Source organism: Streptomyces radicis, from assembly GCF_003626575.1.
Classification (GTDB): Bacteria; Actinomycetota; Actinomycetes; order Streptomycetales; family Streptomycetaceae; genus Streptomyces; species Streptomyces radicis.
Map to the genome: position 1 here is coordinate 22,996 of NZ_RBDY01000004.1, position 25,985 is coordinate 48,980.

Consider the following 25,985-nt stretch of genomic DNA (forward strand, 5'->3'; position numbering starts at 1 on the left):
CGTTCCAGGGGGGGTGTGCACGTCATGGCTCGTGCTTCTGACTGGTCGCCGGTGGACATGGACTCGGATCCGACTCCGGGGGATCCGGAGGAGGTTCGGACGCTCTCCGAGGACTTGCAGGAGTTCGCGGACGACGTGGGTGAGGCGTTGGCGCAGATCCGGGGGATGGCGTCCGACCGCGCGGTGCAGGACTGGTCGGGTCTTTCGGCGGACGCGTTCCGCGGGGAGTTCGACGGCGTTCCCGAGAACCTGAGCAAGCTCCAGACGTCCTACGACATGGCCGCCGACGCCCTCGCGCGGTACTGGCCGGAGTTGCAACGCGCGCAGGCGCAGGCGGATCGCGCGTTGGACCGGGCGATCGCGGCGCAGGCGGATCTGCGGGCGGCGCAGACGGAGTTGGGCGGCGCGGAGGACTGGGTGGGGCGGGCGGGTGAGGAGGCCGAACGCCTCCAGGAGGAGGGCGAGGACCCCGAGCCGCCGTCGGAGTCGGAGATCCGCTCGGCGATGCGGGATCATGACGCGGCCGAGGCGGCGGCATCGGCCGCGCAGGGGCGGGTGGACGCGGCGCAGGCGGATCTGTCGGCGGCGCGTGAACTGGCCCAGCAGGCCAAGGAGATGCGCGAGGAGGCCGCCCGGATCTGCGCCCGCGACATCGAGGCGGCCTCCGACGCGGGCATCCAGAACCGGTCATGGTGGGAGGACGCCATCGACTGGGTCGTCGACAACTGGGACACCATCGTCGACATCGCCAAGCTCGTCGTCGCCGTCCTCGGCGTCGTCGTCATGATCATCGGAGGCCCCCTGGCCTGGGTCGTCCTCGCCGCCGCGCTGATCGTCCTGGCCGACACACTGATCAAATACGCCCGAGGCGAGGCATCACTCTTCGACGTCGCCATGGCCGCACTCGACTGCATCCCCGGCATGAAAGGCCTCACCACGCTGGGCGCCCTGGCGGCCGGGGTCAGGGGCCTGGCCCGCACCGGACTGCGCGGCATCCGGCAGGGCGCCCTGGGCCTGGGCCGCCGCACCCGCGGCGACGCCGTCCCCATGAACGGCCGCAACGCATGCGGCGACCCCGTCGACATGGCCACCGGCGAGCTGCTGATGTCGGCCACCGACGTCCAACTCCCCGGCGTCCTCCCACTGATCATCGAACGCCACCACATCTCCAGCCACCGCCACGGACGTTGCTTCGGCCGCTCCTGGGCCTCCACCCTCGACCAACGGCTGGAGCTCGACGAGTACGGTGTCCGTTTCCACACCGCCGACGGGATGACCCTGGTCTACCCGCTCCCGATGCCCGAGGCGCCGGTGCTGCCCGTGGAGGGCCCGCGGTGGGGGCTGACCTGGGACGGGCGGCCCGGCAGTCCCCTGACCATCCATCAGCGGGAGACCGGCCGGACCCTCCACTTCGCCCCCGTCCCCGGGCGCCCCGGCGCCGAGCTGCCCCTGACCGCGATCACCGACCGCAACGGCAATCGCATCCGCTTCCGGTACGACGCCTCCGGCACCCCGACCGACGTCGTCCACGACGGCGGCTACCACATCGGCGTCACCCACATCGACGGCCGCGTCACCGAGCTGCGCCTGCTCAACGACCCCGACCGGCCCGTTCTGCGCCGCTACGGCTACCACGACGGCCTGCTGAGCGAGATCCACAACTCCTCAGGACTACCCCTGACGTTCACCTACGACGACCACGCCAGGATCACCCGCTGGGAGGACCGCAACGGCCACTGGTACACCTACGACTACGACGAGCGGGGCCGTTGCGTCCACACCACCGGCACCGGCCGTTTCCTCGAGTACCGCTACGCCTACGACGACGAGCACCACCGCACGGTCGCCACCGACTCCCTCGGCCATGACACCGTCTTCCGGTTCAACGACAGCTACCAGCTCATCGCCCGGACGGATCCCCTGGGCCACACCACCACCCGCGGCCACGACCGCTACGACCGCGTCCTGGCCGTCGCCGACCCCCTGGGCCGCACGACCCGTTACACATACGGGGACGACGGCCATCTCAGCGCGCTCGTCCGCCCGGACGGCGAGGCCATCCACGTGCGCTACAACGAGCTCGGCCTGCCCACCCACATGGTGGAGGCCGACGGGGGCACCTGGGTCCGGGCCTACGACCAGGCGGGGAACACCCTGTCGGTCACGGATCCGGCGGGCGCCACGACCCGTTACACCTATGACGCCCACGGGGCTCTCGCCAGCGTCACCGAGCCGCTCCGCGGTGAGGTGCGCCTCGAACGCGACGGCGCCGGGCTGGTGCTCGGCGTCACCGACGACGCGGGGGCCGTCACCCGCTACAGGCGCGACGCGTTCGGCCGGGTCGTCGAGACCGTGGACCCGAGCGGTGCCGTCGCCCGCACGGAGTGGACGGTCGAGGGCAGGCCCGCACGGCATGTGAACGTCGCGGGCGGCGAGGAGACATGGGAGTGGGACGGCGAGGGCAACCTCCTGCGCCACACCGACGCGAGCTCCGCCACCAGCCGCTATGTGCCGGGGCCTTTCGACGTGCCCAGGATCCAGGAGACCCCGGACGGCGGCCGCTACGAGATCATCCGCGACACCGAGCTGCGCATCACCCGGGTCGTCAATCCGCTGGGCCTCACCTGGGAGTACACCTACGACGCCGCGGGGCGCCTGGTGGCCGAGGAGGACTTCGACGGCCGCCGGGTGTCCTACGCCTACAACGCGGCGGGCGAGGTCATCGGCAGGACGAACGCGGTGGGCCAGACCCTCACCTGGGAACGCGGCCCGCTCGGCGAGATCCTGGAGAAGGCCGCCGACGGCGAGCGCGTCCGGTACCGCTATGACCGCCAGGGCCGACTGATCGGGGCCACCGGCACGGACCACGAGCTGGCCCTCGAACGGGACGCCCTCGGGCGGGTGACCGTCGAGTCCGCCGACGGGCGCGCCGTGTCGCACACGTTCGACCAACTCGGCCGCGTCACCGGCCGGATGACCCCGTCCGGTGTCACCTCGCGCTGGACGTTCGACGAGGCGGGCCGCCGAGGCACCCTCACCACGGCGGGCCGCGACCTCGACTTCGCCTTCGACGCCTACGGCAGGGAGACCACCCGCACCCTGCGAACGACGGCGCTGACCATGGCGCAGACCTGGGACCGTTCGGGTCGGCTGACCGAGCAGACCGTCAGCCGCGACGGCGCCGAGACCCTGCGCAGGTCCCTGGCCTACCGCGCCGACAACTACCTCACCGCCGTCGAGCACGGCGACATGGGCCCCACCCGGTTCACCCTGGACGCGATCGGCCGGATCACGGGCGTCGACGGGCCGGGCGGCGCCGAGTCCTACGCCTACGACCGTGCCGGGAACCAGTCCCTGGCCCGCTGGGACGGGGGCTCCGCCGACGGGCTCTCCGAGGACGCCACGGGGGAGCGCGCGTTCGCGGGCATGCGCGTGACCCGCGCGGGGGCGTTCCGCTACACCTATGACGCCGCGGGCCGCGTCACCGTCCGGTCCAGGAAGCGGCTTTCCCGCAAACCCGAGACCTGGCACTACGGCTGGGACGCCGAGGACCGGCTGACCGAGGTCACCACCCCCGACGGGACCCGGTGGCGCTACGGCTACGACGCGCTGGGACGCCGAACGGCCAAGGAGCGCCTCGCCGATGACGGATCGGTCGCCGAGCGCGTCACCTTCGCCTGGTCGGGGACCACCCTCGTCGAGGAGAGCGACGGGACGACGCACACCACGTGGGAGTACAGCGGACAGCACCCGGTCGCGCAGATCGAGGCCGTGCCGGGCGCGGACCAGCGGGAGTTCGACCGGCGCTTCCACAGCATCGTCACCGATCTCGTCGCCTCGCCGACCGAGCTGCTCGACGACGACGGCCACGTCGTGTGGCGGCGCTCCGCGACGGTGTGGGGCGTGCCGATCGAAGGCGCCGGAACGGGCGCGGGCACCGACCCGGTCGACACGCCGCTGCGCTTCTCGGGGCAGTACGCGGACGCCGAGACCGGCTGGCACTACAGCGTCTACCGCCACTACGACCCGGCGTCCGCGTCCTTCGTCTCCGCGGACCCCCTCGGCCTCGCGCCCGCGGGGAACGCCCGCGCCTATGTGCACAACCCCTCGAACTGGGCCGACCCGCTCGGGCTCACCAGCTGCACGCTCACCGCGTACGCGGATAGTCTGCGTCCGACCGCGAACAAGCGTGGTCCGCACTTCGCCTCGGAGTATGTGAGCCCGTCCGGCAGGCGGTACCACGGCGCCAACGGGGAGCATGTCGCCGTGCCACCGGGAGGGAGGCTGGAGCAGGCGATGCAGGCCACCGGCCACACCCAGAAGAACTGCGCCGAGATCAACGCCATGGCCAGGGCGGAGGCGGCCGAGGGCCCCGCGGCCTTCCCGACCGGTGACCAGGTGGCGAGCATGGAGACGGTGCGGGTCAGAGGAAGCGCGTCCCAGGGCAACGCCCACGGAACACCCGCGACACCGTGCCCCGACGCGTGCATGCCCCTGCTCGACCACCTCGGCGTCACCTACCAGCGCACCGTTTGACCGTTCGACCACGCCCCAGGAGCCCACCATGAGAATCGAAGATCTCTTCCCCCTTGCGGTCCGCGAGCGGGAGCGCGCGGAGGAGCTGCGGTTGGCGGGGGACCTGGAGTCCTACCGGAAGGCCGCCCGGGACGTGGTGGATCTCGTCCTCACCGACGACACCGTCTACATGGACGCCCTGCCGGACGAGATCGAGGTCTCCCTCGTGCCCGCCCTCGACACGCTCGCCGAGATCCTGGACGCGGACGTCGGCGACGAACGGGCCGATGTCCGCGACCGGCAGCTGCTCGTCGCCGCCATGGCGGCGCGGGCTTCCGTCGTGCGGCAGCTGCACCTCGCCCCGCCCGAGCTGCGCGCCCTCGTGCTGCGCCTGCCGCCCTCCCCGGGCGAGGAGGGCGGGGCGGCGGGGGTCCGTTGAGCGGCGGCGACCCAGGGTTCCCCGGGTGCGCATCGAACCGAGTGGACGAACGGCCGTGGTCTGCGGATCGGCCCAGGGCATCGGGTACGCCGTCGCCCGCGGGCTCGGGGAGGCCGGGGCGGGCAGCGGCGTCACCGTCAACTCGGTGATCGCCGGGCCCACACACACCGGGGGCGTCGAGGTGTTCGTGGCCGAGCTGGTCGGCGACGGCAGGGAGTGGGACGAGGCGCAGCGGCAGTTCATGCGGGAGCACCGCCCGCTGTCGCTGGACGCCGATCCTGCCCTGAGACGGCGGTGCCCGTTCCCGGCGCCCCGGCCCCCGCACGGCATAAATGGCCGTGCGGGGGCGGCGGTCGAGTGCCTATGCTGAGTGCGTCGCGAAGCGAAGTCCGGGGGTTACTTCTTCACTTCCAAGGAAATTCACCCCCGGGCGCATGGCACTCGCGAGCGATGGGGTAGGCCTATTCCGCAGGGGTGGGACGCGAAGCGCAGCACGGAGTTACTTCGACTGCGGATCGAGTGGTTGTGGGTTCAAGTCCCGCCGCCGGCTCTTTCTGGCCGGCGTAGCTCAAACGGTAGAGCACTGTGTTCTTCGTGCGCCGGGTACTCGCGTCCCTCCCTTGGGGAATCGGCCCTCGCCCCATCGCTTTTCTCCAGGGGGAATTCATGGGCAAGTTCACGAGGAAGCGGGCCGGTGCGCCGACTTCTCCGGTGACCACCACCGGGTCGGCCACGACATTCGAGGGCGGGGCGGCGTTCAGCAGGGACGCCAAGAGCGACCTGTTTCTCTTCGCCGCGGTCAACATGGTCGGCGAGGACACCTTTTACGAGGCCGCCGAGGGCCGCGACCGGCGTTTCCAGAAGCTGGTGCGCGAGGCGACGCGTGAGGACCCTGACTGGGTGGCGCGTTTCGTTCCCTATCTGCGGGGCGAGATGAACATGCGGTCGGCGGCGCTCGTCATGGCGGCCGAGTCCGCGCTCGCGCGGCGGGCGGGCACCGAGAGGCCCGCGACCGTGTCCGTGCGCGAGATGGTCGCGGGGGCGCTCGTGCGTGCGGATGAGCCGGCCGAGTTCATCGCGTACTGGAAGCGGCGGACCGGCCGGGTCACGCTGCCGGGCGGCGTGCAGCGCGGGGTCGCCGACGCCGTGACGCGGCTCTACGGCGAGCGGGCGGCGCTCAAGTACGACGGCGTCGGGCAGGCGTGGCGCATGGCGGACGTCGTGGCGCTGGCGAAGCCGACCCCGGCGGGGCCGTGGCAGGCCGACCTCTTCGACCACCTCGCGGACCGGCGCCGGAAGCGGGCGACGGTCCGGGTGACCGACCGGCTTCCCGTGGTCTCCGCGCACCGCGCGGCGGCGGCGCTGCCGCGGGACGAACGGCGCGCGTGGTTCCTCGCCGACCCGGCGCGGCTCGGCGCGGCGGGGATGACGTGGGAGGCGCTCGCGGGCCTGGGCGCGATGGACGCGGACGCGTGGTCCGCGATCATCCCGCACATGGGCCTGATGGCGCTGACGCGGAACCTTCGGAACTTCGACGAGGCGGGCGTCCCCGACGAGGTGGCCGACGCGGTGTGCGCGCGGCTGGCCGACCCGGCGGAGGTGCGGCGTTCGCGGCAGTTCCCCTACCGGTTCCTGTCGGCGTACCGGGCGGCGCCTTCGCTGCGGTGGGGGCACGCGCTGGAGCGGGCGCTTGCCGCGTCCACGGCGAACATCCCCGCGTTGAGGGGCCGCACGCTGGTCCTGGTGGACACCTCCGCGTCGATGCGGAGCCCGGTGTCGGCCAGGAGCCGGATCCGGCATGTGGACGTCGGGGCGCTGTTCGCGGCGGCGCTGGTGGCCCGCGGCTGCACGGTGGACCTGGTGGGCTACGCGGATGGCACCTTCATCCACAGGACGGCGCGGGGCGGCAGCGTGCTGCGGGAGGCGGAGGCGTTCTGCGACCGGATCGGCGAGGTCGGCCACGGCACGGAGACGGTCGCGGCGCTGCGCTCGTCGTTCCGCGGGCATGACCGGGTGGTGATCATCTCGGACATGCAGGCGTTCCGGCACCCCACCACCTACGGGGGGCGGGGCGCGGACAGCATCGCGGTGTCCGAGGCGATCCCGGCGTCGGTGCCGATGTTCGGCGTCAACACCGCCGGATACGCGCCGAGTTCGATCAACACCGGCCGCCCGGGCCGGTACGAGATCGCGGGGTTCGGCGACAAGCTGTTCACGATGGTGGACCTCCTTGACCGCGGCCGGAACGCTCCATGGCCCTGGGAGTCCTGACCGGGCGCCCGCACGGCGGGCGCCCGGCGGCCAGGCCCCGCGCCCCGAGGGGGTGGGCGCGGGGCCTGCCTCGGCCGAGCCGCGCCGCGGGGGCGGGGCTCGGCTTGTAGCGTCGGGGCCTCCGGAGCCGGGACGCCGGGACGTCAGCCATCGGAAGGGGCCGTGATGCCGACCATGTCCACCCGACGGATCGCGTACGAGCTGGGCGGCGACGCGTGCGAGGGGGTGCTCGTCGCGGACGCGGGGCGCACGGGGGCTCCGGGGGGCGCGGGGGCTCCGGGGGAGCGCCCGCTGGTGCTGGTCTTCCCCGGTCTCGAGGGGCGCGGGGACGCCCAGGTCGCGTTCGCCGAGACGCTGGCCGGGTGGGGGTATCCGGCGTTCGCCGTCGACCTGTTCGGCACGGAGGCGACGGAGGCCGGGCCCGAACGCCGCGGGGAGCGGATGGCCGCGTTCATGGCGGACCGGGTCGCGCTGCGGCAACGGCTCATCGACGTCGTGGCAATGGCCACGGCGGGGCCCGGGCTGCCCGGCGTCGACCGGGGCAGGGTGGCGGCCGTGGGGTTCTGCTTCGGCGGGCTGTGCGTGCTCGACCTGGCGCGGGCCGGGGCGGAGCTGCGGGCGGTCGCCGCCTTCCACGGCGTGCTCACCCCGCCGGGGGACATGCCGGAGCGGCGGCCCGGGCCCGCGGGGCCCCGGGTGCTCGTGCTGCACGGCTGGGACGACCCGTTCGCGCCGCCCGCCGATGTGACCGCGCTGGGGCGGGAGTTGACCGAGCGCGGCCTGGACTGGCAGATCCACGCCCATGGCCACACGCTGCACGCCTTCACCGCGCCCACGGCGAACGACCCCGAGGGCGGGGTCGCGTACCACGAGGTGTCCGCGCGCCGGGCGACGGCCTCGCTCCGGTCGTTCCTGGCCGAGGCACTGGCCTGAGCGGATCGATGTGCGATGTTGGTTCACTCTTTCGAGGGATACCGTCCGGTCACCCCGATGGCCGACACTGAGGATGCTGGTCTTTTCACCGTGAGTGATCGAAGTGAGCGGGGTGGGTGTCATGAGGCTCAGGGTTCGCCGGGGGTGTGGCGATGTGGCGGCGGCGCCAGAAGAGCGCGGCGGGCCAGCGGCGTTCGAGGGCGTAGTGGTCGAGGCGGTTGCGGCGGTGGGCCGCCGTGATGGCGGCGATCCGGGCGGCGTAGCGGCGCAGGGCGGCGCGGTCGCCGGCGAGGTGGGCGTCCAACGCGCGGCCCGCGGCCATCCCGGTGGCGAGGGCGGTGAGGATGCCCTGCGAGGACAGCGGGTCGAACGTCGCGGCGGCGTCGCCCGCGGCGATCCAGCCGTCGCCGGTGACGGGTTCGAGCCGGGAGGTGTGCGCGGCGGCGCGGCGGAAGCCCGCGTGGGCGCGCGCCGGAGGCAGGTCCGCGTCGGTGAAGCGCGCCACCAGCACCAGGCCCGAGGGCAGCGGCGCGGTGTACCACCAGCCGTCGGGGGCCGAGGCGACCAGGGCGGGGCCCGACGCGCCTTCCGGGCGCTCGGTCTCGGGGCGCTCGGTCTCGGGGTGATGGGCCTCGGGGCGCTCGGTTCCAGGGCGCTCGGTGCGGTGCAGCGCGATCAGGCGGTCCTCGATCGTGCGCGTCGCGCCGCACGCCACGGCGATCGCGGCCCGGCGGCCCGTGGCGTCCACGAGCCAGCGGCAGCACAGGAGTTGGCGCCCCTCGGGGGTGCGCAGGGCCAGCGCCCAGGTGCCGTCAGCCCGCCGGACGGGGGCGCGCACGATGGCGCGCGCCTCGACCCGGACGCCCGCCGCGCGCGCCGCGTCCCTGAGCCTTCCGTCGAACAGCCCGCGGTCCAGGTGCCAGCCGGGCCCGTGCGGATCGGCGACGCTCTCGGTCGCGGCGACGGCCGGGGAGCCCCAGGCCGAGAGCATGGTGAGCCGCGGCAGATGCCCTGGCCCCGGCACGGCGTCGGCCACGGCCAGGTCGCGCAGCAGGGGCCTGGCCGCGGCGGGCAGCGCCTCGCCGACCTGGGGCGGCCCCGCGCCCGCGTCGGCGAGCAGCACCGAGCGGCCCGCGCGGGCCAGGGTCAGCGCGGCGGCCGAGCCCGCGGGCCCGCCGCCCGCCACCACGACGTCGTACACGGCCGCGCCACCTCACCGCTCTCCCCCGCCGTCCGGCTCGGGGCCGCCCACGCGGTCCTCGCCGAACGGATCGAGCTTGTCGACGTAGCCGACCACGATGTCCTCCTCGGCCAGGCCGGTCGCCTCCGCGACATCCCGCGCCACCTCGCGGCTGCGCTCGCCGCTCCTGGCGGTGGCCTCCTCGACATGGACGTTCACCAGGTTCCTGGTCGGGGAGACGCCTTCCAGGGGGAAGCCCGGCTCCGACTCCACCCCGAGGCGCTCGGGGAAGGCCCCGTCGCCCACCGTGTACTCCCGGGTCTCCACGACCCCGAAGCGGTGCCAGTCCCGCACGGCCTGCGCGCGCTGCTGCGCCGGGTCGCCGCTCAGGCCGCGCAGCCAGGACGCCCGCCGGGCGAACGCCGCCTCCCGCTCCGCCTCGTCGACGCCCGGCGCGGTGGGGGCGTTGACGATGGCGAAGTCGGCCTCGGCGAGCACATGGTTGGGCACGCGCGCCGGCCAGAACGTCGGAAGGTGCGGGTCGTAGCGCGGCCCGAGGCCGAGCGCGGACTCGTAGCCGGAGCGACAGCTCGCCGTGTCGGTCTGCCAGGGCACGGCCATCCAGCGGGTCAGGCCGCCGGGCCGCTGCCCGTGCAGGGGCCCGTCCGCCGCAAGCGCCTTCTGCCGGGTCAGCGCGGCCCCGAGGTCCTGCGTCACCGGCGGCCCGCCGCCCCGCACACGGAACGGCGCGCCGTACAGCGACAGATGGCGCAGCGGCCAGGTGACCTCGCACCCCGGGTGGAACGCGTCGGCGAGGCAGAAGTCGAGGGCGGCCCGGTCGAGCAGCCCGGGGCGCTCGGCCAGGGGCGCGTCGTCGACGTCGTCGGGGAAGCCAGGCCAGGGCCTGGCGTCGAACCTCCCCTCGGCCCAGGCGAGGAGCAGCTCCTTCTGCGTGGCCGAGAGCGCCAGGTGCTGGCACGGGGACCTGGGCCTGCTGGCCATCGCGTCGCCGTAGATCCAGGGCCAGGGCAGGGGCGAGAGACCGTCGCGGTCGTAGTCGCGCAGCGCGGTGAACACCTGGCGCCGCAGCTCCTGGTGGCTCGGGCCCGGGCTGGCGAGCCGCCGCAGCCTGCCGGGCGCGAGGAAGTCGTCGGGGCCGCTGTGCCCGAAGCGCGCGGCGAAGCCGTTGTTGACCCACTGGAGTTCGCGGAAGCGGCGCAGGATCGGCAGGATATCCCCGTCGAACGACGGCGTGGTGGGCGCCGTGAGCCAGCCTTCCCGCACATAGAGGTCGTACAGCAGGTCGTAGAGGGTGCGCACGGTCTTGACGTCCGGCGCGTAGGTGGGCGGGGCGACGATCAGCCAGGCGGGCTCGACGCGCACGGCCACCCCGGCGACGGTGACCCGCGCGGTCACGGGGCCGTCGGAGGTGTCGTCGCACCAGCCGTCGTTGTTGGCGAACGACGTGAGCGGCGCGTTCCCGGGAGAGCGGGCCCGCCCCCGCCCGCCCAGCACGATCAGGCGCCCCCGCTCGTCGGTGAGCATCTCGCCCAGCGGCACGGCCGTGCCCCGGAAGGAGCCGCCGGTCAGGGCCACGCGCTGCCCGGGGGCGGCGTTCATCTTCTTGGGTCCTGGGTCGATGACGAGCGAGGCGCGGTCGGTGATCCCGGCGTTGCGGCGCGGGGAGCTGAGGGAGGCGGCCTCGTCGAGGTCGAGGGCGAGGTTGAACGCGTACCAGGCCGCCTTGGCGTTGGCGACGTGCACGCCCCACTCGACGCTCACCCCCTCCTCGCCGGGGATCAGCTCGCCGATGACGCGGTCCTGGGCGTCATGGGCGTAGAGGCGGAAGCGGGCCCCCTGGCGCCTGATCGCCCCGTCCGGGTCCTTGACCGTGCCGGGCGGCAGCGGCGGCGGGTCGGGCGTCTCGGGCCCGAGGTACCAGCCGTCGGGGCGCGTGCTGTTGCCCACGCGGGCGACGCCGATGGCGGGGTGGATCCTCGCATAGGCGATTCCCTCGGGCACCCGAGCGCACCTCCTTCCGGCCGACGTCGCGACATCCCGGCGTCGCGGTTCCTCCCGACGGTGACGCCCCGGGGCGCCATCCGCCAGCGGGCGGGCTCCGTTGGGCTGAGCCGACGCGCGGGCGGGCCCGGTGTTCTAGGGTGCGGGAATGGCGCGCAGCAGCGGTTTCAAGCACCGGGCCGTCACGGCCTTCCAGCGACGGATCCTCAACCCCATGGGGCGGCGGGTGAAGTCCCAGACGCTGCTGGAGACGATCGGCCGCACCTCGGGCCGGCCCCGGCGGACGCCGGTCGGCGGGCGGCTTGCGGACGGGGAGTTCTGGTTCGTGTCCGAGCACGGCGAGAAGTCGCAGTACATCAGGAACATCCGCGCGAACCCCCGGGTCCGGGTCCGCGTGGGCGGCCGCTGGTACGAGGGCGTGGCGACCCCGCTCCCCGAGGACGACGCCCGCGCCCGCCTGAAGAAGCTCCCCCGCGGGAACAGCGCGGCGGTCAAGGTGTTCGGCACGGACCTGCTATCGGTCCGGGTGGACATCAGCGGCCAGGTGTAGTGCCCCTCCCCCGGGCGCCCCCTGGGCGTCCGGGGGCCGGGGCGGCGTTCAGGCGGTGCGGCCCAGGGTCTCGGCGACGCGCATGAAGCCGTCCGCGCCGTGGCCCAGGCCGATGGCGCGGCGGGCCATGCCCTCGGCCGCGCGCATCACGCCCGCGTCGATGCCATGGGCCTCGGACGTGTGGACGACATGGGTCATCGACGACACCGCCGACGTGATCGGGTTGCCCTGCTCGGTGAACGCCCCGGTGTCCACCTCCTCCGCGGTCTGCTCGATGATCGCGGGAAGGATCGACCCGATCCCCCGGGCGAACGGCGCCAGTTCGCGGGCGGTGATCCCCTCGGCCCGCGCCACCGCCAGGGCGTGCGCGTACCCCGCCATCGACGTCCAGAAGATGTCGAGCAGCACGACGTCGTACGCCGCCGCCCGGCCGATCTCCTCGCCGAGGAAGGTGTGGGTGCCGCCGAGGACGTCGAGGGCCGCCCGGTGTTCCCGGTACAGCGCCTCGGGCCCGCTGTGGATGAACACCGCTTCGGGCGTGCCGATCGTGGTGGTGGGCGTCATGATCGCGCCGTCCAGGTAGCGGACGCCGTGGCCCGAGGCCCACTCGGCGGTGTCCCGGGCGCGTTCGGGGGTGTCGGCGGTCAGGTTGACGACCGTCCGGCCCTTGAGCGCCGCGGCGACGGCGTCGCGGCGCAGGACGGCGTCGGACGCGTCGTAGTTGACCAGGCAGACCACGGTCAGCGGGCTCGCCGCCACGGCCTTCTCGGGCGAGGCCGCGGCGATCGCGCCCCGTTCGACCAGGTCACCGTCCTTGCCCGGCGTGCGGTTCCAGACCGTGGTCCGCACACCGGCGTCGAGGAACGCCCCGGCGAGCGACCGACCCATCGGCCCCAGACCGATCACGGTCACGGTCGGGGTCACGGCAGACTGTTCGGAGGGTGTGGACATGGAGCAACTCCCATAGGTGAGCGACATAAACGAACAAAAGGGGCAGAGATGACGCGCAGTCGTGCCCAGGACACGAATGTCTGTGGAGTGACCGCCGCGATCGCCGTGATCGACGGCAAGTGGAAGACGGTTCTGCTGTGGCTGCTCGAGTCGGGCCCGCGGCGCCCCGGCGAGATCCGCCGACGGCTGCCTGGCCTCAGCGAGAAGGTCCTGACTCAGGCGCTCAGGGAGATGGAGGCGGACGGCCTCGTGCACCGGGAGGTGCACGAGGGGCTGCCCCTGAAGACGGAGTACTCGCTGACTCCGTTCGGCCGCGACCTCGCCGAGGCGCTGGCTCCCCTCTCCGACTGGGGCCACCGCCGCCTGGAGCGGCTCACCCCGGTCGGCCCGGCCACCCCCTGATCCACGGCCACCTCCGCGTCCCGTGCGTCGGGCGGCCCCTTCGACCGCCCACCACCAGCGTCGCCCGGCGGCCGCCCGCTGCCAAGTACCCACATATAAGTGGGTATCCGGCAGCCCCGCGGCGTGCGGGGCGAGTCGTGGGGCATCTCCTCGCCGTCCACGAGCCGTTCCTCGGGCAGCTCATCGGATCCGGAGCTTCACACGTTGACCCCGACCCCGGTGGACGGCGGCTCCGTAGACTCGACTCATGGGTGAGCGCGGGGAGTTCGGCAGGGGGCCAGGGGGTGGGTTCGGCAACCACTTCTCCGGGCGTGCGGAGAACGTCGTCCAGGCGCAGCACGTGGGCAGCGTGCACTTCCACGGCCAGTCGGGGATCGACGCGCGCTTCGCCGGGCGGTGGCGGGAGGACTTCCACGACGGCACCAGCCCCACGGTGGTGTGGGAGCTGAGGCTCAACGGCGCGTTCGCGGCCCGGCCGACCGGTGCGCCGCGCGGCGGCTGGGGCGCGTTGCGGAGGCTCGCGGTGCGCGAGTGGTTCGGCGAGTGGCGGGTCGCCCATCCGCAGGGCGGGACGTCGTGGATCGAGCTGCTGGCCACGGACGTCGACAGCCCGGCCCTCGGCCTGGTGAGCGCGCTCACGCGGCAGCCGCCCGAGCGCCGCGACACCCTGACGGCCCTGACCCGCTCCGCGGGCATCGGACCGTGGTCGGGGTCGGGGTTCACGCTGTCCTGGACGACCCACAAGGGCGACCCGGCGGGCAGCGTGTGGACCCGCATCTGAGCCCGCCGCCAGGACAGGACCTAGGGTCGCTCCCGTGACCCGAGCGGAGAAGCCCGCGCCCTGGACGCCGCGGGACGTGCCCGATCTGACGGGGCGCGCGTTCGCCGTGACCGGCGGGAACGCCGGGATCGGCTACTTCGTCTGTGAGCACCTCGCCGGGGCGGGCGCCAGGGTGGTCCTCCTCGCCAGGGACCCGGGGCGCGCGGACGCCGCCGCCGCGTCGCTGCGCGAGCGGGCGCCGGGCGCCGACGTCGTCACGGTGCCGCTCGACCTCGCCGACCTGGAGTCGGTCGCGTCGGCCGCGACGGCGCTCACACGCCTCGACCGCCTCGACGGTCTCGTCCACAACGCGGCCGTCGTCCACCCCGGCAGGGTCAGGCGCACGACCCGGCAGGGCTTCGAGCTGGCCGTCGGCACCAATCACCTGGGCCACTTCGCGCTCACCGCGCTGGCCTGGCCCGCACTCGCGGCGACGCCGGGCAGCAGGGTCGTGCCCGTGGGCAGCGTGATCACGCGGCGGACGGGGTTCGGCCCCGGCGACGTCGAGGACCTCATGAGCGAGCGCTCCTACCGCGGCAAGCGCGCCTACGCGCGGTCCAAGCACGCCGCGCAGTCCTTCGGCTTCGAGCTGGACCGCCGCCTGCGCGCGGCGGGGGCCGATGTCCACGCCGTCGTCGCGCACCCGGGGCTCGGCCTTGACGCCGCGAGCCCCTTCCGCGCCGGGGTGAACGAGCCCTCGCCCGCCGCCCGCGCGGGGGCCCGGCTGCTGGCGCCCGTGGCGCAGGGCAAGCACCGCGGGGCCTGGGCGGCGGTGCGCGCGGCGACCGATCCCGAGGCGGTCGGCGGCCGGTACTACGGCCCGGCCCGCGGCGGCACGGGCCTCCCCGTGGCGAAGCGCCCGCCCACGGCCGACACCGACCCGCTCGGGGGCGCCCGCCTGTGGGCCCTGTCGGAGCGCCTGACGGGCATCACGTTCCCGCTCCCCCCTCGCCTGCCGTGAGCCCGGCGCCGCCGCCGTGCGTCGGAACGGCGCGGCAACCGGCCGTGTGGGAGGCCGCCTCGGCCGCGGCCGTCGTCTCCGCGCCCGCGCGGATGGCGTCGAGCAGGCGGGCGTGGTCCATGTGGTCCTCAGGGCGCAGCGCGGGCCCGAAGTGCTCGGTGAGCGAGTCGGCGATCACATGCCCGAGATCGGCGTACAGCTCGAGCAGCACCTCGTTGTGGGACGCGGCGACCACGGCGAGGTGGAACGCGGCGTCCGCGTGGACGAACGCGTCGCGGTCGCCCGACTCCCAGGCCCGTTCGCGCCGTTCGAGCAGCGCGTCCAGCCTGCGCAGGTCCTCGTCCGTGCGGTGCCGGGCGGCAAGACCCGCGGCCGACTCCTCCAACGCGCGCCGCACCTGGCGCACAGCGCGCTGGTCGGCGGCGGCGAAGCGGCGGCGCATCACGCCCGCGAGCTCGCTCGTCGCCACGACATAGGTGCCGGAGCCATGGCGGATGTCGAGCAGCCCGTTGTGGGCGAGGGCGCGCAGGGCCTCCCTGATCGTGTTGCGGGCCACGCCGAGCTCCCGCACCAGCTCGGGCTCCGTGGGGATGCGCGACCCCACGGGCCAGGCGCCCGACGTGATCTGCTGCCGCAGCTGCGCGATGACCTCGTCGAACAGCCCCGAGGGCCGATTGATGGGACGTAGACTCATCCCATGACTTTACGATGAGGGGATGCCGAACGAGCGATCCGCGGTCCGATCCGCGGCGACAGGGCGCTGGATACCCCATCTCGCGATCGCCGCGCTCATCCTGGCCGCGCTCAACCTCCGCCCCGCGGTCACCAGCCTCGGGCCGCTGCTCGAGGAGGCCCGCGCCGCGCTGGGGATGAGCGCCACGCTGGCCGGGCTGCTGGCGTCGCTGCCCGCGCTGTGCTTCGCGGCGGTCGGCTTCGCCGCGCCGCGGCTGGCCGGGCGGCACGGGGCCGAGGCCGTCGTGGCAGCCGGGCTCGCGGCGCTCGCGACGGGCCTGGCGCTGCGGCCCCTCGCCGGGGGGACGGCGGCGTTCGTCGCGCTGACGGGACTCGCGCTCGCGGGCATCGCGGTGGCGAACGTCCTGCTGCCCGTGGTGGTCAAGCAGCGGTTCCCCGACCGGGTGGGCGCGATGACCGGGCTGTACTCGACGGCCCTCAACGTGGGCGCGTCGTCGGCCGCGGCGGCCACCGTTCCGCTGGCGGGGGCGTTCGGCGACGACTGGCGGGTGGGGCTCGGCCTGTGGGCGGCGCTGGCCGCGGTGGCCGTTCCGCCGTGGGTGGCGCTGGCGCGGCAGCGGCGTTCACGCGGGGGCGCGGCCGGGGGCGCGCGGGCCGTTCGCGCGCCGGGGCCGCGCCTGACGCGCGACCGCACCGCGTGGGCGTTGGCCGGGTACTTCGGCCTCCAGGCCACGGCCGCGTACGTCATCATCGGCTGGCTGCCGCAGATCTACCGCGACGCGGGGCTCTCCGCCGAGGCCGCGGGCCTGCTGTTCGCGGTGACGTCGGTGCTCGGGGTGCCGCTGTCGTTCGCGCTCGGCGCGGTGGCGGGGCGCCTCGCGCACCAGAGCGGCATCGCCGTCGCCGTCGGGCTGTTCGGCCTCGCCGGATACGCGGGCCTGTGGGCCGACCCGGCCGCCGCGCCCTGGCTGTGGGCGGTACTGCTCGGCGTCGCCAACTGCTCGTTCCCGCTCGCGCTCACGATGATCGCGCTGCGCGGCAGGGACGGCGCGACGGTGACGCGCCTCTCGGGCTTCGCGCAGAGCGTCGGCTATCTGATGGCCGTCCCAGGGCCGATCCTGGTCGGCACGCTCCACGAGCACACCGGCGGCTGGCGCGCGGTGCTCGCGGTGATGGCCGCGCTGATGCTCCCCCAGCTCGTGGCGGGGGCACTCGCGGGCCGCCACCGCCGGGTCGGGTGACGGGCGGCGGCGTTCTCACGCGGGGACGAAGCGGACCTCGAACAGGTGGGGCCACAGCTTGCCCGTGATGAGGAACGTGTCGCCCTCCGGCGTCTTGGCGATGCCGTTGAGGACGTCGGCCGCCCACTCCTCGTCCTCGCTCAGCAGCCCAGAGGCGTCGATCTCCCCGGTGACCTCGCCGCTCGCGGGGTCGATGCGCAGGATGGTGTCCGTCTGCCAGACGTTGGCGTAGACGGTGTCGCCGACGCACTCCAACTCGTTGAGGTCGGACGTGGGCCGCCCGTCGGAGAGCACCTCGACGCGGCCTGTCTCCTCGAACGTCTCCGGGTCGCGGAACGTCAGCTCGCCCGAGCCGTCGCTCATCACCAGGCGCCCGTGCTCCGGCTGATGGCACAGTCCCCAGCCCTCGCCCTCGTAGGAGACGGTGCGCAGCTCCTCCAGCGTCGCGGGGTCGCGCTCGAACGCGATGCCGTTCCGCCATGTCAGCTGCCAGAGCGAGGTGTCGGTGACGGTGATGCCCTCGCCGAAGAGGGGCGAGGGGAGGTCGACCCTGGCCAGCTCGTCGCCCGTGGCCAGGTCGGTCGCCGAGACGAACGACTGCCCCACGCGCCCCGTGCCCTCGTAGAGCACGCCGTCGGCGATCTCGAGCCCCTGGGTGAAGGCGTTCACATCGTGCGGCAGCGTCCTGACGACCTCGACGCGCAGCGCCTCGGGGGCCACCGAAGGCTGCTGGGCCGAGCTGGGCTCGCCCGAGGCCAGCAGGGTCGCGCAGACCGCGAGGACGAGCCCGGCGGCCGCCGCCGTCCCGGCGCGCCGGTGGGTGCTGTGCTCGCGTGGTAGCCCGCGTCGTATCACGAACGCCTCCTCGGGATGTCGACAAAGACCTTAGACCGGAATCCGGCGGAGCCCCAGGGCCCGGGACCCGACGGTTGGTGAGGAGATTCCGCGAAGGGGCCGGGGCGACCGCCTTGGGGGGAAGGGGAGTTGGGCGGACGCCGCACGGACCGCCGGGGCGGCCTGGCCCTGTCACACAAAAGGCCTGTGACACAAAAGGTGGGCCGAGCCTGGCGTGGCGACGCCCCCCAGATTCGAACAAGTGATTGAATATGGGCATGGTGAACTCCGGCTTCCCCGACGACCTGGTCCGCGATCAGCACGCCTGGAACCACACCTACCAGCGGTTGGTCACCTGCCGACCCGAGGAGTACACGGTGCTGCGCCGCCGCCTGCTGCACCTGTCCTGCCGCATCGCCTACCACCCGCACTGGGCCGGGCACCGCTCCGCCGCCAGCTGGGCCGAGCTGCGCCACGACACCCGGCGGCACGAGGTCGCCCAGCGCCTCGCTCGGGCCGTGTGACCCCTTCCCAACGCCGCGTTGACAGGCTCGAGCCACGACACGGCAGCAGCCCCACGCGGGGACGTCGAACGCCACGGCCATCGCCCTGGCCACGGACCGAGGGGCGCGGGCCCGATCACGCCGGGGCAGTTCGCGGAGTGGGTGGGGCGTTCGGGGATCACGCTGGTTCCCCGCTCGTGGCACCCGATCAGCGGGCGCCTCATGGTGGTGGAGGAGGACGCCTCATGGCCGGGGAGCGAGGTCCCGACCCGGGTGGCGACGGTCTTCCGGGTGGTCGATGGCCAGGTGACGGCCGCGCTCCGGCTGCCCGATCTGGCGTCGGCGCTCGATCTGGCGCACATCTGCCGAGAGATGGCGGCCACCGAATGAGCGAGGCCGGGCCGGGACAGGTGCTGTTCGCGTTCGTCCGGCACTGGGCGCGCAGGTCTCCGGGCGGCGACGCCCAGGGCGGCGAGCGGGGTCGTCTCGTGCTCGTCACCGAGGCGGTCCACTCCCTGACCCGACGCGGCGTCGCGGCCACGGTCAACGCGATCGCGCACGAGATCGGGATCGACCAGAGCGGCGCGTCGCGGCTCGTCAAGGGCGCCACGGAGGCCGGATATCTGTCGATGCGGGCATCGGAGACGGACGCCCGCCGGCGCGAGGCGGCGCTCACCGCGTCGGGGCACGTCCTGTTGGAGCAGGCGCACCACTGGCAGGAGGAGGTCTTCGACCGGCTGACGGAGGGCTGGAGCGAGCGGCGGCGCCTCGCCTTCCAGCGGGCGATGACGGACCTGATCGCCCGCTCCCACCCGGGGGACACGGGCGGCCGGTAGGGTCGGCACCTTCGGCATCCTCGGCACCACGCGACGACGGAGGGCGGGCGGCGATGGACGAGTGGCGGCTCGGCGAGACGTTCGACGGGCCGACCGGGGCGGTGCGGTGGAACCGGCTCGGCGATCCCGCGGCACCCCCGGTGGCGCTCCTGCACGGGACGCCGTTCTCGTCGTACGTGTGGCGCGCGATCGCCCGGGCGCTGGCCCGGCGCTTCCAGGTGTTCGTCTGGGACATGCCGGGCTACGGGGCCTCGGAGATGCGCGACGGGCAGGATGTCTCGCTCGCCGCGCAGGGCCGCGCCTTCCGCGCGCTCCTCGACCACTGGGGCCTGCCCGAACCCCTTGTCGTCGCCCATGACTTCGGCGGCGCCGTCGCCCTGCGCGCCCATCTGCTGCACGGCGCGCGCTACCGGCGGCTCGCGCTGGTCGACCCGGTGGCGCTCGCGCCGTGGGGCTCGCCGTTCTTCCGGCTCGTCGGCGCGCACGCCCCGGTGTTCGAGCAGCTGCCGCCCGCCCTGCACGGCGCCCTGGTGCGGGAGTACATCGCGTCCGCGAGCGGCCCTGGGCTGCACCCCGCCACGCTCGAACGGCTGGTGGCGCCCTGGCTGGGCGAGCCGGGGCAGGCGGCGTTCTACCGCCAGATCGCGCAGGCCGACCGGCGTTTCACCGACGAGGTGCAGGAGCGGTACGGCGCGATCGACCTCCCCGTGCTCGTGTGCTGGGGCGAGGACGACACCTGGATCCCGGTGGCCAGGGGCCATGACCTCGCCGCCCGCATCCCGGGCGCGCGGCTGCGCCTGATCGCCGGCGCGGGCCATCTGGTGCAGGAGGACGCCCCGGCCGAACTCACCGCCGCCCTGCTCGACTTCCTCAGCTGACGGCCGCCTCCCGGCGTTCTCCGGGCGTTCTCCGGTGATTCTCCGGGAGTTCTCCCTCTTTTCTCATGCCCCTCTCATGCACGGTTGCTTTCGTTGCCGCAGTCAACGACATGGGACCGAGAGAGACAGGAGGTGCCCGAGTGGTGCGGCGGCGACCCACCGGGAGGCATGGCGAACGGGCGGAGCAGCGGGAGGCGCCCCTGCGGGTGGCGAGTCGCCTGCACGCCTTCAACCGGTACGAGTTGAAGTATTTGGTACCCGCGCGGGAGGCGGCCGGGATCCGCGACGAGCTGGCCGGGCGGATGGACCGGGACCTCAACAGCCCGCCCGGCGGCTACGGGGTGTGGAGCCTGTACTACGACACGCCTCGGCTGCGGTTCTACTGGGAGAAGATCGAAGGGCTGAAGTTCCGCCGCAAGCTGCGCATCCGCCACTACGGGGACCTGGCCGCGGTGACCGACGACTCGGTGGTCTGCGTCGAGGTGAAGCAGCGGGTCAACAGGGTCACCCAGAAGCGGCGCATCGCGCTGCCCTATCGCACGGCGCTGCGGCTGTGCGACGACCGGGAGCTGATCGAGCACGCCCCCGAGGAGCGGGCGTTCGTCCACGAGGTCCTGGACCTGATCGTCCGGCTGAACCTCCGGCCCACCGCGATCACCGGCTACCAGCGCGAGGCGCTGATCGGCCGCGACCAGGACACCGGCCTGCGGGTCACGTTGGACCGCAGGGTCCGCGGCCGGGACCGCGACTTCCACTTCGGGACCGGGGGCGCGGAGAACAGGTTCATCATCCCGCCGCACCTGGCGGTGATGGAGGTCAAGGTCAACGAGCGCACGCCGTACTGGATCACCGATCTGGCGGCCCGGCGCAACCTCGCCCTCGTCCGCGTCTCGAAGTACGTCCAGAGCATCGAGACCTTCGGCCGCGCCCCGCGGTCGGTCTTCCATGTCTCGGGTGAGGAAGGGCCCTCCCCCACCCGGATTCCCACCCAGACCCAGACCCCCACCCACCCGTCCCCGTCCGGCGGGGCCCACACGGAGGCGCGAGCCCGGTGAACTTCGACATCCAGGAACTCAGCGGGACCTTCAGCATCATGGACATCGTCCTGGCGATGGGGCTGTCCTTCGTCCTGAGCACGGTGATCGGGTACGTGTACCGCGGCACGCACCGCAACATCTCCTACAGCCAGTCCTATGTGCAGACGCTGGTCATCATCGGCATGGTCATCGCGTTGATCATGCTGGTCGTGGGCTCCAACCTCGCCCGGGCGTTCTCCCTGGTGGGCGCGTTGTCGGTGATCCGCTTCCGGAACGCGATCAAGGAGACGCGGGACGTCGGGTTCGTCTTCCTGACCATGGGCATAGGGATGGCCTGCGGTGCCAGGTTCTACACGCTCGCGGCCGTGGCCGCCCTCGCCATCTGCCTGATCGTCGTGGTGATGCATCGGTTCAACTGGTTCCACCTCGATGTGCAGCGCCAGGTCGTCAAGGTGCAGGTGCCCACGGGCGAGGACCACACCCCGGCCATCCGCGACGTGCTGATCCGCTACACCACGGAGTTCGAGCTGGTCAGCACCGAGAGCATCCGCGGCGGGGCGCTGACGGAGGTCTTCTACACGGTGCGGCTGAAGAAGGGCGCCGAGCCGGGGGAGTTGGTCGCGGCCCTCCAGGAACGCACGTTCGGGCAGCGGGTGACCGTGCTGACCGGCTACGACCAGACCGACCTGTGATGCGCGCGCCCTCGGCGCCAGGGGCGCGGCGCGGGCGCCGCCCGTGGCACCGTCTGCGGGACCGCGTGCCGGTGCGGCTGCGCCAGCACTGGAGGCCCGCCGCGGCGTTCGCCGTGGGTCTGACGGTCCTGGTCGTGGTGTTCGGCGACGCCCGCGTCGCCCCGTTCGTCACCAGCGCGTCGCAGGCCGAGACGGACCCGATCACCCAGGAGATCCAGGGGACGGTGGACCTGTACGACGCCTCCGTGACGCACTCGGTCGAGCTCGACTACACCCAGGACGACTTCGATCGGATGATGGCGGAGTTCCGCGACGAGGGCACCAAGGACTACATCAGGGCCGATCTCGTCATCGACGGAACGGTCGTGGAGGACGTCGGCATCCGTCTGAAGGGCAACTCCACGTTGATGAGCCTCCGTTCCACCGGCTCCGGCGTGGGACCCGGTGGCCAGGAGGGGGAACGGCCGGAGGGTGGCGGCGGGATGACGGCCTACGGCCTGTCGGAGGACAGGCCGGAGGAGCTGCCGTGGCTGATCAAGATCGACGAGTATGTCGAGGGCCGCACCTACCAGGGGCATCGGGAGATCGCCCTGCGTCCGGGGAGCGACGAGGAGGTTCCGCTCAACGAGGCGCTGTCGTTGGCCCTGACCGAGAGCAGCGGCCAGGCGGCCGAGCCGTACGGCTTCGCCTCCGTGACGGTCAACGACCGGCCCACGGTGACCCGGTTGATGGTGGAGAACCCCAGCACCGACTACGCCACCACGACCCTCGGCGGCAACGGCGTGCTGTACCGGGCGCGGGCCGAGGGGAGCTTCGCGTATGTCGGGGACGACCCCACCGACTACGAGGACTCCTTCGAGCAGCTGAACAAGGAGGGCAGCCAGGACCTCGGCCCGTTGATCCGCCTCATCAGGTGGGTCGACGAGGCCAGCGACGAGGAGTTCGCCGCCGAGCTCGGCGACCATGTCGACATCGCGTCGCTGGCGGCCTATGTGGCCACGCAGAACCTCCTGCTCAACTTCGACGACATGGCGGGCCCGGGAAAGAACTATCTGCTCTGGTACGACCTGGACACGCGGAAGTTCAGCGTGCTGGGCTGGGACTACAACCTCGCCTTCTCGGGCGCGGCCGACACCGGCCCCGACGACGAGGTCGGCATGGGTGACCCGGGTGACCTGGGTGTCCCGGGCGGCGGGGGCGGCGGCGGGGGCGGGCGGCCCGGCGACGAGATACCCGAGGGTGCGCTGCCCGAGGGAGGGATGCCCGAGGGGGCGATGCCCGGGGGCGAGCCGCCGGGGGACATGCCCGAGGGCTTCCCCGAAGAGATGCCCGAGGGCTTCCTCGGGAGCGGGCCGCCCGATGGGCTCGAGGAGGGCCGCGTGATGGGGCATGTCCTCAAGGAGCGGTTCCTGGCGGAGGATTCCTTCACCGACGACTACCACGCCGCCTACGCGGAGCTGTACGAGCGGTTCTACGGCTCGGGCCAGGCCATCGACGCCCTGGCGGAGATCACCGAGCAGGTCACGCGGGCGAGCGTCGACGCCTCGGACGTCGACGCGGCGGCCATCGACGCGGCGGCCGAGGAGCTGCGCGCCACCCTCACCGAGCGGGCCGAGGCCCTGGCGAACGACGAGGTGGTGACCGGCTGAGACACCCCTTCCCCCTCGCCCCCACAGCAGAACGGACATCTCGGCGCCATGGCTGACCCACCGCTCCCGCCCGCTCCCCCGCACATCCTCGTCGTCGAGGACGACCCCGACATCCACTCCCTGCTGGTCACCGCCCTGCGCGCGGCCGGGTACGCGGTCAGTGGCGCCCGCACGGGCGGCGAGGCGCTCGCCGAGGTCGGCGGCCCTGGGCCCGACCTGGTGGTCCTCGACGTGATGCTGCCCGACATCTCGGGGTTCGACGTGACCCGCCGGATGCGTGCGGCGGGCGTCTACACCCCCGTCCTCTTCCTGACGGCCCTCGGGGACCTCGCCGATCGCATCACGGGGCTGAGCTCGGGCGGCGACGACTACGTTCCCAAGCCGTTCCACGTCGAGGAAGTGCTGCTGCGCGTCCGCGCGATCCTCAGGAGGGCGGGCGTCGCCGCCAGGGAGGGCGCGGCGGATGAGGGCGTGCTGCGCTTCGCCGATCTCGAGGTGGACCTGCTGGCCCACGACGTGAGCCGCGCCGGGCGGCCGCTGCGGCTGTCGCCCACCGAGCTGCGCCTGCTCGTCTGCCTGCTGTCCCGCCCCTGCCGGGTGCTCGGCAAGGCCGAGATCCTTCAGGAGGTGTGGCGTTACGACTTCGCGGGTGACACCCGGATCGTGGACACGTTCATCAAGTATCTGCGCAAGAAGGTGGACGCGCGTCCCCCGCCGTTGATCCACACCGTTCGCGGGGTCGGGTACTGCCTGCGCCTGCCACGCGGGGACGCGGGCGCGGGGCAGGCGTGAGCCCGGGGCGTGCTCAGCCGACGGGGTCGTCGTCGCACGGGCGCAGCGGCACGACCAGCCGGAACGTACTGCCCGCGCGCGGCGCGGTGTCGAGCTCGAGGCGGCCGCCGTGTCCCTCGGCGATGGCGGCGGCGATGGCCAGTCCGAGGCCGCTTCCGCCGTGGGCGCGGGAACGGGACGGGTCGACGCGGTAGAAGCGCTCGAAGACGTGCTCGGCGTGCCGGGCCGGGATCCCGGGGCCCTCGTCGGCCACCTCGACGACGCCGACGGGGGTCCCGGCCTCGAGGGGCGGCGACGAGCTGACGCGCCCGGGGCGTTCGGTCCCTCCCGTGGCGGGGCCGACCGTGGCGGTGCCCACCCGCACATGGACCGGGGTGCCGTCGGGGGTGTGCGTGCGCGCGTTGGACAACAGGTTCTCGAGGACCTGCCGCAGCCGGTGCGGGTCGCCCAGGGTCCCGACGAGCTCGAGATCGTCCGCGTCGGCGCGGTCGCGCAGGGGGCCGAGGTCCACCGGGTGGGACGAGCCGTCCACGGCGGCGGCGCTCACCGCGTCGGCCGCCAGCGACAGCAGGTCCACGGGGGCCTTCCGGTAGGAGGGCTCCCTGTCGAGCCGGGCGAGCAGGTGGAGGTCGTCGACGAGCAGGCTCATGCGTTGGGCGTTCTGGAGGATGAGCCGGTCGGCCTCGGCGATCTCGTCGGGCGACCGCCGGTCCCCGCGCCGCGCGAGCTCGGCGTAGCCCTGGATCGTGGTGAGGGGCGTGCGCAGCTCGTGCCCGGCGTCGGCGACGAACCGGCGCAGTCGTTCCTCGGACGCCTCGCGCTCCGCCAGGGCGGTGCGCAGGCGGTCGAGCATGGAGTCGAGGACGTGGCCGAGGCGCCCGACCTCGGTGCGCGGGTCGGTGTCGGGCAGCCGCAGGTCGAGGTTCCCCGCGGCGATCCGCGCGGCGACGCGTTCGGTCCGCGTCAACGGCAGCAGCCCCAGGCGCACCACCCAGCGGCCGAGCGCGAGCAGGGCCGCGACGGTGGCGACGAGCAGCGCCGCGCCCAGCCACAGGAACGCGGAGGTCGCGTCCTCGACGGTGTCGAGCGGCAGCGCCACGACGGCCCGCAGGCCGTCGGGTCCCGAGTCCAGCAGGACCCGCCAGTCGGTGTCGCCGCCGACCGCGGCCACGGTCTCCGGGTGCCCCTCCCGCAGCCCCAGGTCGTCCGCCGAGTCAGGCAGCCGGGGCCCCGGCCGGTCGTCGGCGGCCAGGGCCCGGGGCAGCAGGCGGCCCGACGCGTCGTAGAAGTGAACCTGGAAGTCGGAGGGCAGTGCGTTCGGCAGCCCCTCGTCGGAAACGGGCAGCGCGCCGTCGCGCGCGTCGAGGAAGGCGGGAGAGGGCGGCACGAACCCGGTCAGCTGCCGGTCGGTCCGATCGAGCAGCCAGGAGCGCAGGACCGCGTACCCGATGAGCTGGGAGGCCAGCACCGCCGCGGTGGCCAGCACGGTGACGCCGAGGACGAGCCGCCCGCGCAGCGACATGGGCGCCGCGCGCCACAGCCTGGTCACGAGCGTGTCGTTCATGGTGGGCTCCTCCGTTCCGCCGCCGGTCACGGTACAGAGCCTCGCCGTGCTCCGCGGGCGGCGGATGTGCCGTCCGTGCGAAGGGCGTGAACGCGACGCGGCGCCCCGGCACTTGGGGTGCCGGGGCGCCGTCGGGCAGTAGCGGGGACAGGATTTGAACCTGCGACCTCTGGGTTATGAGCCCAGCGAGCTACCGAGCTGCTCCACCCCGCGTCGTGGTTC

The 25,985-nt window shown here is 73.7% G+C and carries 23 protein-coding genes, 1 tRNA gene and 1 pseudogene; 18 read left to right on the plus strand and 7 right to left on the minus strand.

Annotated features, from left to right (window positions below; all coding sequences use genetic code 11):
* Window positions 1–24 precede the first annotated feature (24 nt).
* The 5 genes and pseudogenes from D7318_RS07700 to D7318_RS07720 all read left to right on the plus strand — a co-directional run bounded on the left by D7318_RS07700 (window position 25) and on the right by D7318_RS07720 (window position 8,158).
* On the plus strand, window positions 25–4,536 hold the full coding sequence (locus D7318_RS07700; RefSeq protein WP_120696134.1) for a DUF6531 domain-containing protein: 4,512 nt from the start codon (window positions 25–27) through the stop codon (window positions 4,534–4,536).
* 28 nt (window positions 4,537–4,564) lie between these two features.
* Window positions 4,565–4,954 carry a hypothetical protein gene (locus tag D7318_RS07705; protein WP_120696135.1) on the plus strand — a complete coding sequence of 130 codons (390 nt, stop codon included), beginning with the start codon at window positions 4,565–4,567 and terminating at the stop codon, window positions 4,952–4,954.
* Between the two features lie 88 nt (window positions 4,955–5,042).
* Window positions 5,043–5,222: pseudogene (locus tag D7318_RS07710) on the plus strand (oxidoreductase); the annotation flags it as partial.
* 398 nt (window positions 5,223–5,620) lie between these two features.
* Complete coding sequence (locus tag D7318_RS07715) at window positions 5,621–7,225, plus strand: TROVE domain-containing protein (RefSeq protein ID WP_120696136.1); 1,605 nt, start codon at window positions 5,621–5,623, stop codon at window positions 7,223–7,225.
* Window positions 7,226–7,399: 174 nt separating this feature from the next.
* A complete protein-coding gene (locus D7318_RS07720; protein WP_220729550.1) occupies window positions 7,400–8,158 on the plus strand; it encodes a dienelactone hydrolase family protein in 759 nt (252 codons plus the stop codon).
* An 85-nt stretch (window positions 8,159–8,243) separates the two neighbouring features.
* Here the strand turns inward: D7318_RS07720 and D7318_RS07725 are convergent, their stop codons facing one another.
* Both D7318_RS07725 and D7318_RS07730 read right to left on the minus strand, forming a co-directional pair.
* Window positions 8,244–9,359: an NAD(P)/FAD-dependent oxidoreductase gene (locus D7318_RS07725; RefSeq protein WP_120696138.1), complete on the minus strand. Its 1,116-nt coding sequence runs from the start codon at window positions 9,357–9,359 to the stop codon at window positions 8,244–8,246.
* Window positions 9,360–9,371: 12 nt separating this feature from the next.
* Window positions 9,372–11,360 (minus strand): LodA/GoxA family CTQ-dependent oxidase, encoded by a 1,989-nt coding sequence (locus tag D7318_RS07730; RefSeq protein WP_120696139.1) that lies wholly within the window; start codon window positions 11,358–11,360, stop codon window positions 9,372–9,374.
* A gap of 148 nt (window positions 11,361–11,508) precedes the next feature.
* On the opposite strand from D7318_RS07730, the gene D7318_RS07735 reads away from it, so the two are divergent.
* A complete protein-coding gene (locus D7318_RS07735) occupies window positions 11,509–11,910 on the plus strand; it encodes a nitroreductase/quinone reductase family protein (protein WP_120696140.1) in 402 nt (133 codons plus the stop codon).
* A gap of 48 nt (window positions 11,911–11,958) precedes the next feature.
* Here the strand turns inward: D7318_RS07735 and D7318_RS07740 are convergent, their stop codons facing one another.
* Entirely contained in the window at window positions 11,959–12,861 is a 903-nt protein-coding gene (locus tag D7318_RS07740) for an NAD(P)-dependent oxidoreductase (protein WP_120696141.1), read from the minus strand.
* A 48-nt stretch (window positions 12,862–12,909) separates the two neighbouring features.
* On the opposite strand from D7318_RS07740, the gene D7318_RS07745 reads away from it, so the two are divergent.
* From D7318_RS07745 to D7318_RS07755, 3 genes are all read left to right on the plus strand, one after another.
* The gene (locus tag D7318_RS07745; RefSeq protein ID WP_120696142.1) at window positions 12,910–13,263 is read left to right on the plus strand and encodes a winged helix-turn-helix transcriptional regulator; all 354 of its coding nucleotides are present in this window, start codon (window positions 12,910–12,912) and stop codon (window positions 13,261–13,263) included.
* A 247-nt stretch (window positions 13,264–13,510) separates the two neighbouring features.
* Window positions 13,511–14,044, plus strand: a complete 534-nt coding sequence (locus tag D7318_RS07750; protein ID WP_120696143.1) for a hypothetical protein — start codon at window positions 13,511–13,513, stop codon at window positions 14,042–14,044.
* 34 nt (window positions 14,045–14,078) lie between these two features.
* The gene (locus D7318_RS07755; protein WP_120696144.1) at window positions 14,079–15,044 is read left to right on the plus strand and encodes an SDR family NAD(P)-dependent oxidoreductase; all 966 of its coding nucleotides are present in this window, start codon (window positions 14,079–14,081) and stop codon (window positions 15,042–15,044) included.
* Here the strand turns inward: D7318_RS07755 and D7318_RS07760 are convergent.
* Window positions 15,013–15,738, minus strand: coding sequence for a FadR/GntR family transcriptional regulator (locus D7318_RS07760; RefSeq protein ID WP_120696145.1), 726 nt, complete (start codon window positions 15,736–15,738; stop codon window positions 15,013–15,015). The genes D7318_RS07755 and D7318_RS07760 overlap by 32 nt on opposite strands.
* Before the next feature lie 22 nt (window positions 15,739–15,760).
* Here D7318_RS07760 and D7318_RS07765 point away from each other — a divergent pair, with 22 nt between their 5' ends.
* Window positions 15,761–16,978, plus strand: a complete 1,218-nt coding sequence (locus D7318_RS07765; protein ID WP_120696146.1) for an MFS transporter — start codon at window positions 15,761–15,763, stop codon at window positions 16,976–16,978.
* 15 nt (window positions 16,979–16,993) lie between these two features.
* Here the strand turns inward: D7318_RS07765 and D7318_RS07770 are convergent, their stop codons facing one another.
* On the minus strand, window positions 16,994–17,833 hold the full coding sequence (locus D7318_RS07770; protein WP_230423499.1) for a glutaminyl-peptide cyclotransferase: 840 nt from the start codon (window positions 17,831–17,833) through the stop codon (window positions 16,994–16,996).
* Window positions 17,834–18,090: 257 nt separating this feature from the next.
* Here D7318_RS07770 and D7318_RS07775 point away from each other — a divergent pair, with 257 nt between their 5' ends.
* From D7318_RS07775 to D7318_RS07810, 8 genes are all read left to right on the plus strand, one after another.
* Entirely contained in the window at window positions 18,091–18,336 is a 246-nt protein-coding gene (locus D7318_RS07775; protein ID WP_120696147.1) for a hypothetical protein, read from the plus strand.
* Between the two features lie 18 nt (window positions 18,337–18,354).
* Complete coding sequence (locus tag D7318_RS07780) at window positions 18,355–18,705, plus strand: hypothetical protein (protein WP_220729552.1); 351 nt, start codon at window positions 18,355–18,357, stop codon at window positions 18,703–18,705.
* A complete protein-coding gene (locus D7318_RS07785) occupies window positions 18,702–19,151 on the plus strand; it encodes a MarR family winged helix-turn-helix transcriptional regulator (RefSeq protein WP_120696148.1) in 450 nt (149 codons plus the stop codon). The genes D7318_RS07780 and D7318_RS07785 overlap by 4 nt, the downstream gene beginning before the upstream one ends.
* A gap of 53 nt (window positions 19,152–19,204) precedes the next feature.
* Window positions 19,205–20,029, plus strand: a complete 825-nt coding sequence (locus tag D7318_RS07790; RefSeq protein ID WP_120696149.1) for an alpha/beta fold hydrolase — start codon at window positions 19,205–19,207, stop codon at window positions 20,027–20,029.
* A gap of 206 nt (window positions 20,030–20,235) precedes the next feature.
* The gene (locus D7318_RS07795) at window positions 20,236–21,084 is read left to right on the plus strand and encodes a polyphosphate polymerase domain-containing protein (RefSeq protein WP_230423556.1); all 849 of its coding nucleotides are present in this window, start codon (window positions 20,236–20,238) and stop codon (window positions 21,082–21,084) included.
* Window positions 21,081–21,758 carry a DUF4956 domain-containing protein gene (locus D7318_RS07800; RefSeq protein ID WP_120696151.1) on the plus strand — a complete coding sequence of 226 codons (678 nt, stop codon included), beginning with the start codon at window positions 21,081–21,083 and terminating at the stop codon, window positions 21,756–21,758. The genes D7318_RS07795 and D7318_RS07800 overlap by 4 nt, the downstream gene beginning before the upstream one ends.
* Complete coding sequence (locus D7318_RS07805) at window positions 21,758–23,407, plus strand: CotH kinase family protein (RefSeq protein WP_120696152.1); 1,650 nt, start codon at window positions 21,758–21,760, stop codon at window positions 23,405–23,407. Before D7318_RS07800 ends, D7318_RS07805 begins: the two co-directional genes overlap by 1 nt.
* A 48-nt stretch (window positions 23,408–23,455) precedes the next feature.
* A complete protein-coding gene (locus D7318_RS07810) occupies window positions 23,456–24,199 on the plus strand; it encodes a response regulator transcription factor (protein WP_120696153.1) in 744 nt (247 codons plus the stop codon).
* A gap of 13 nt (window positions 24,200–24,212) precedes the next feature.
* Here the strand turns inward: D7318_RS07810 and D7318_RS07815 are convergent, their stop codons facing one another.
* Complete coding sequence (locus tag D7318_RS07815) at window positions 24,213–25,763, minus strand: sensor histidine kinase (protein WP_120696154.1); 1,551 nt, start codon at window positions 25,761–25,763, stop codon at window positions 24,213–24,215.
* A gap of 139 nt (window positions 25,764–25,902) precedes the next feature.
* A tRNA-Met gene (locus D7318_RS07820) sits at window positions 25,903–25,976 on the minus strand.
* Between the last annotated feature and the right edge of the window lie 9 nt (window positions 25,977–25,985).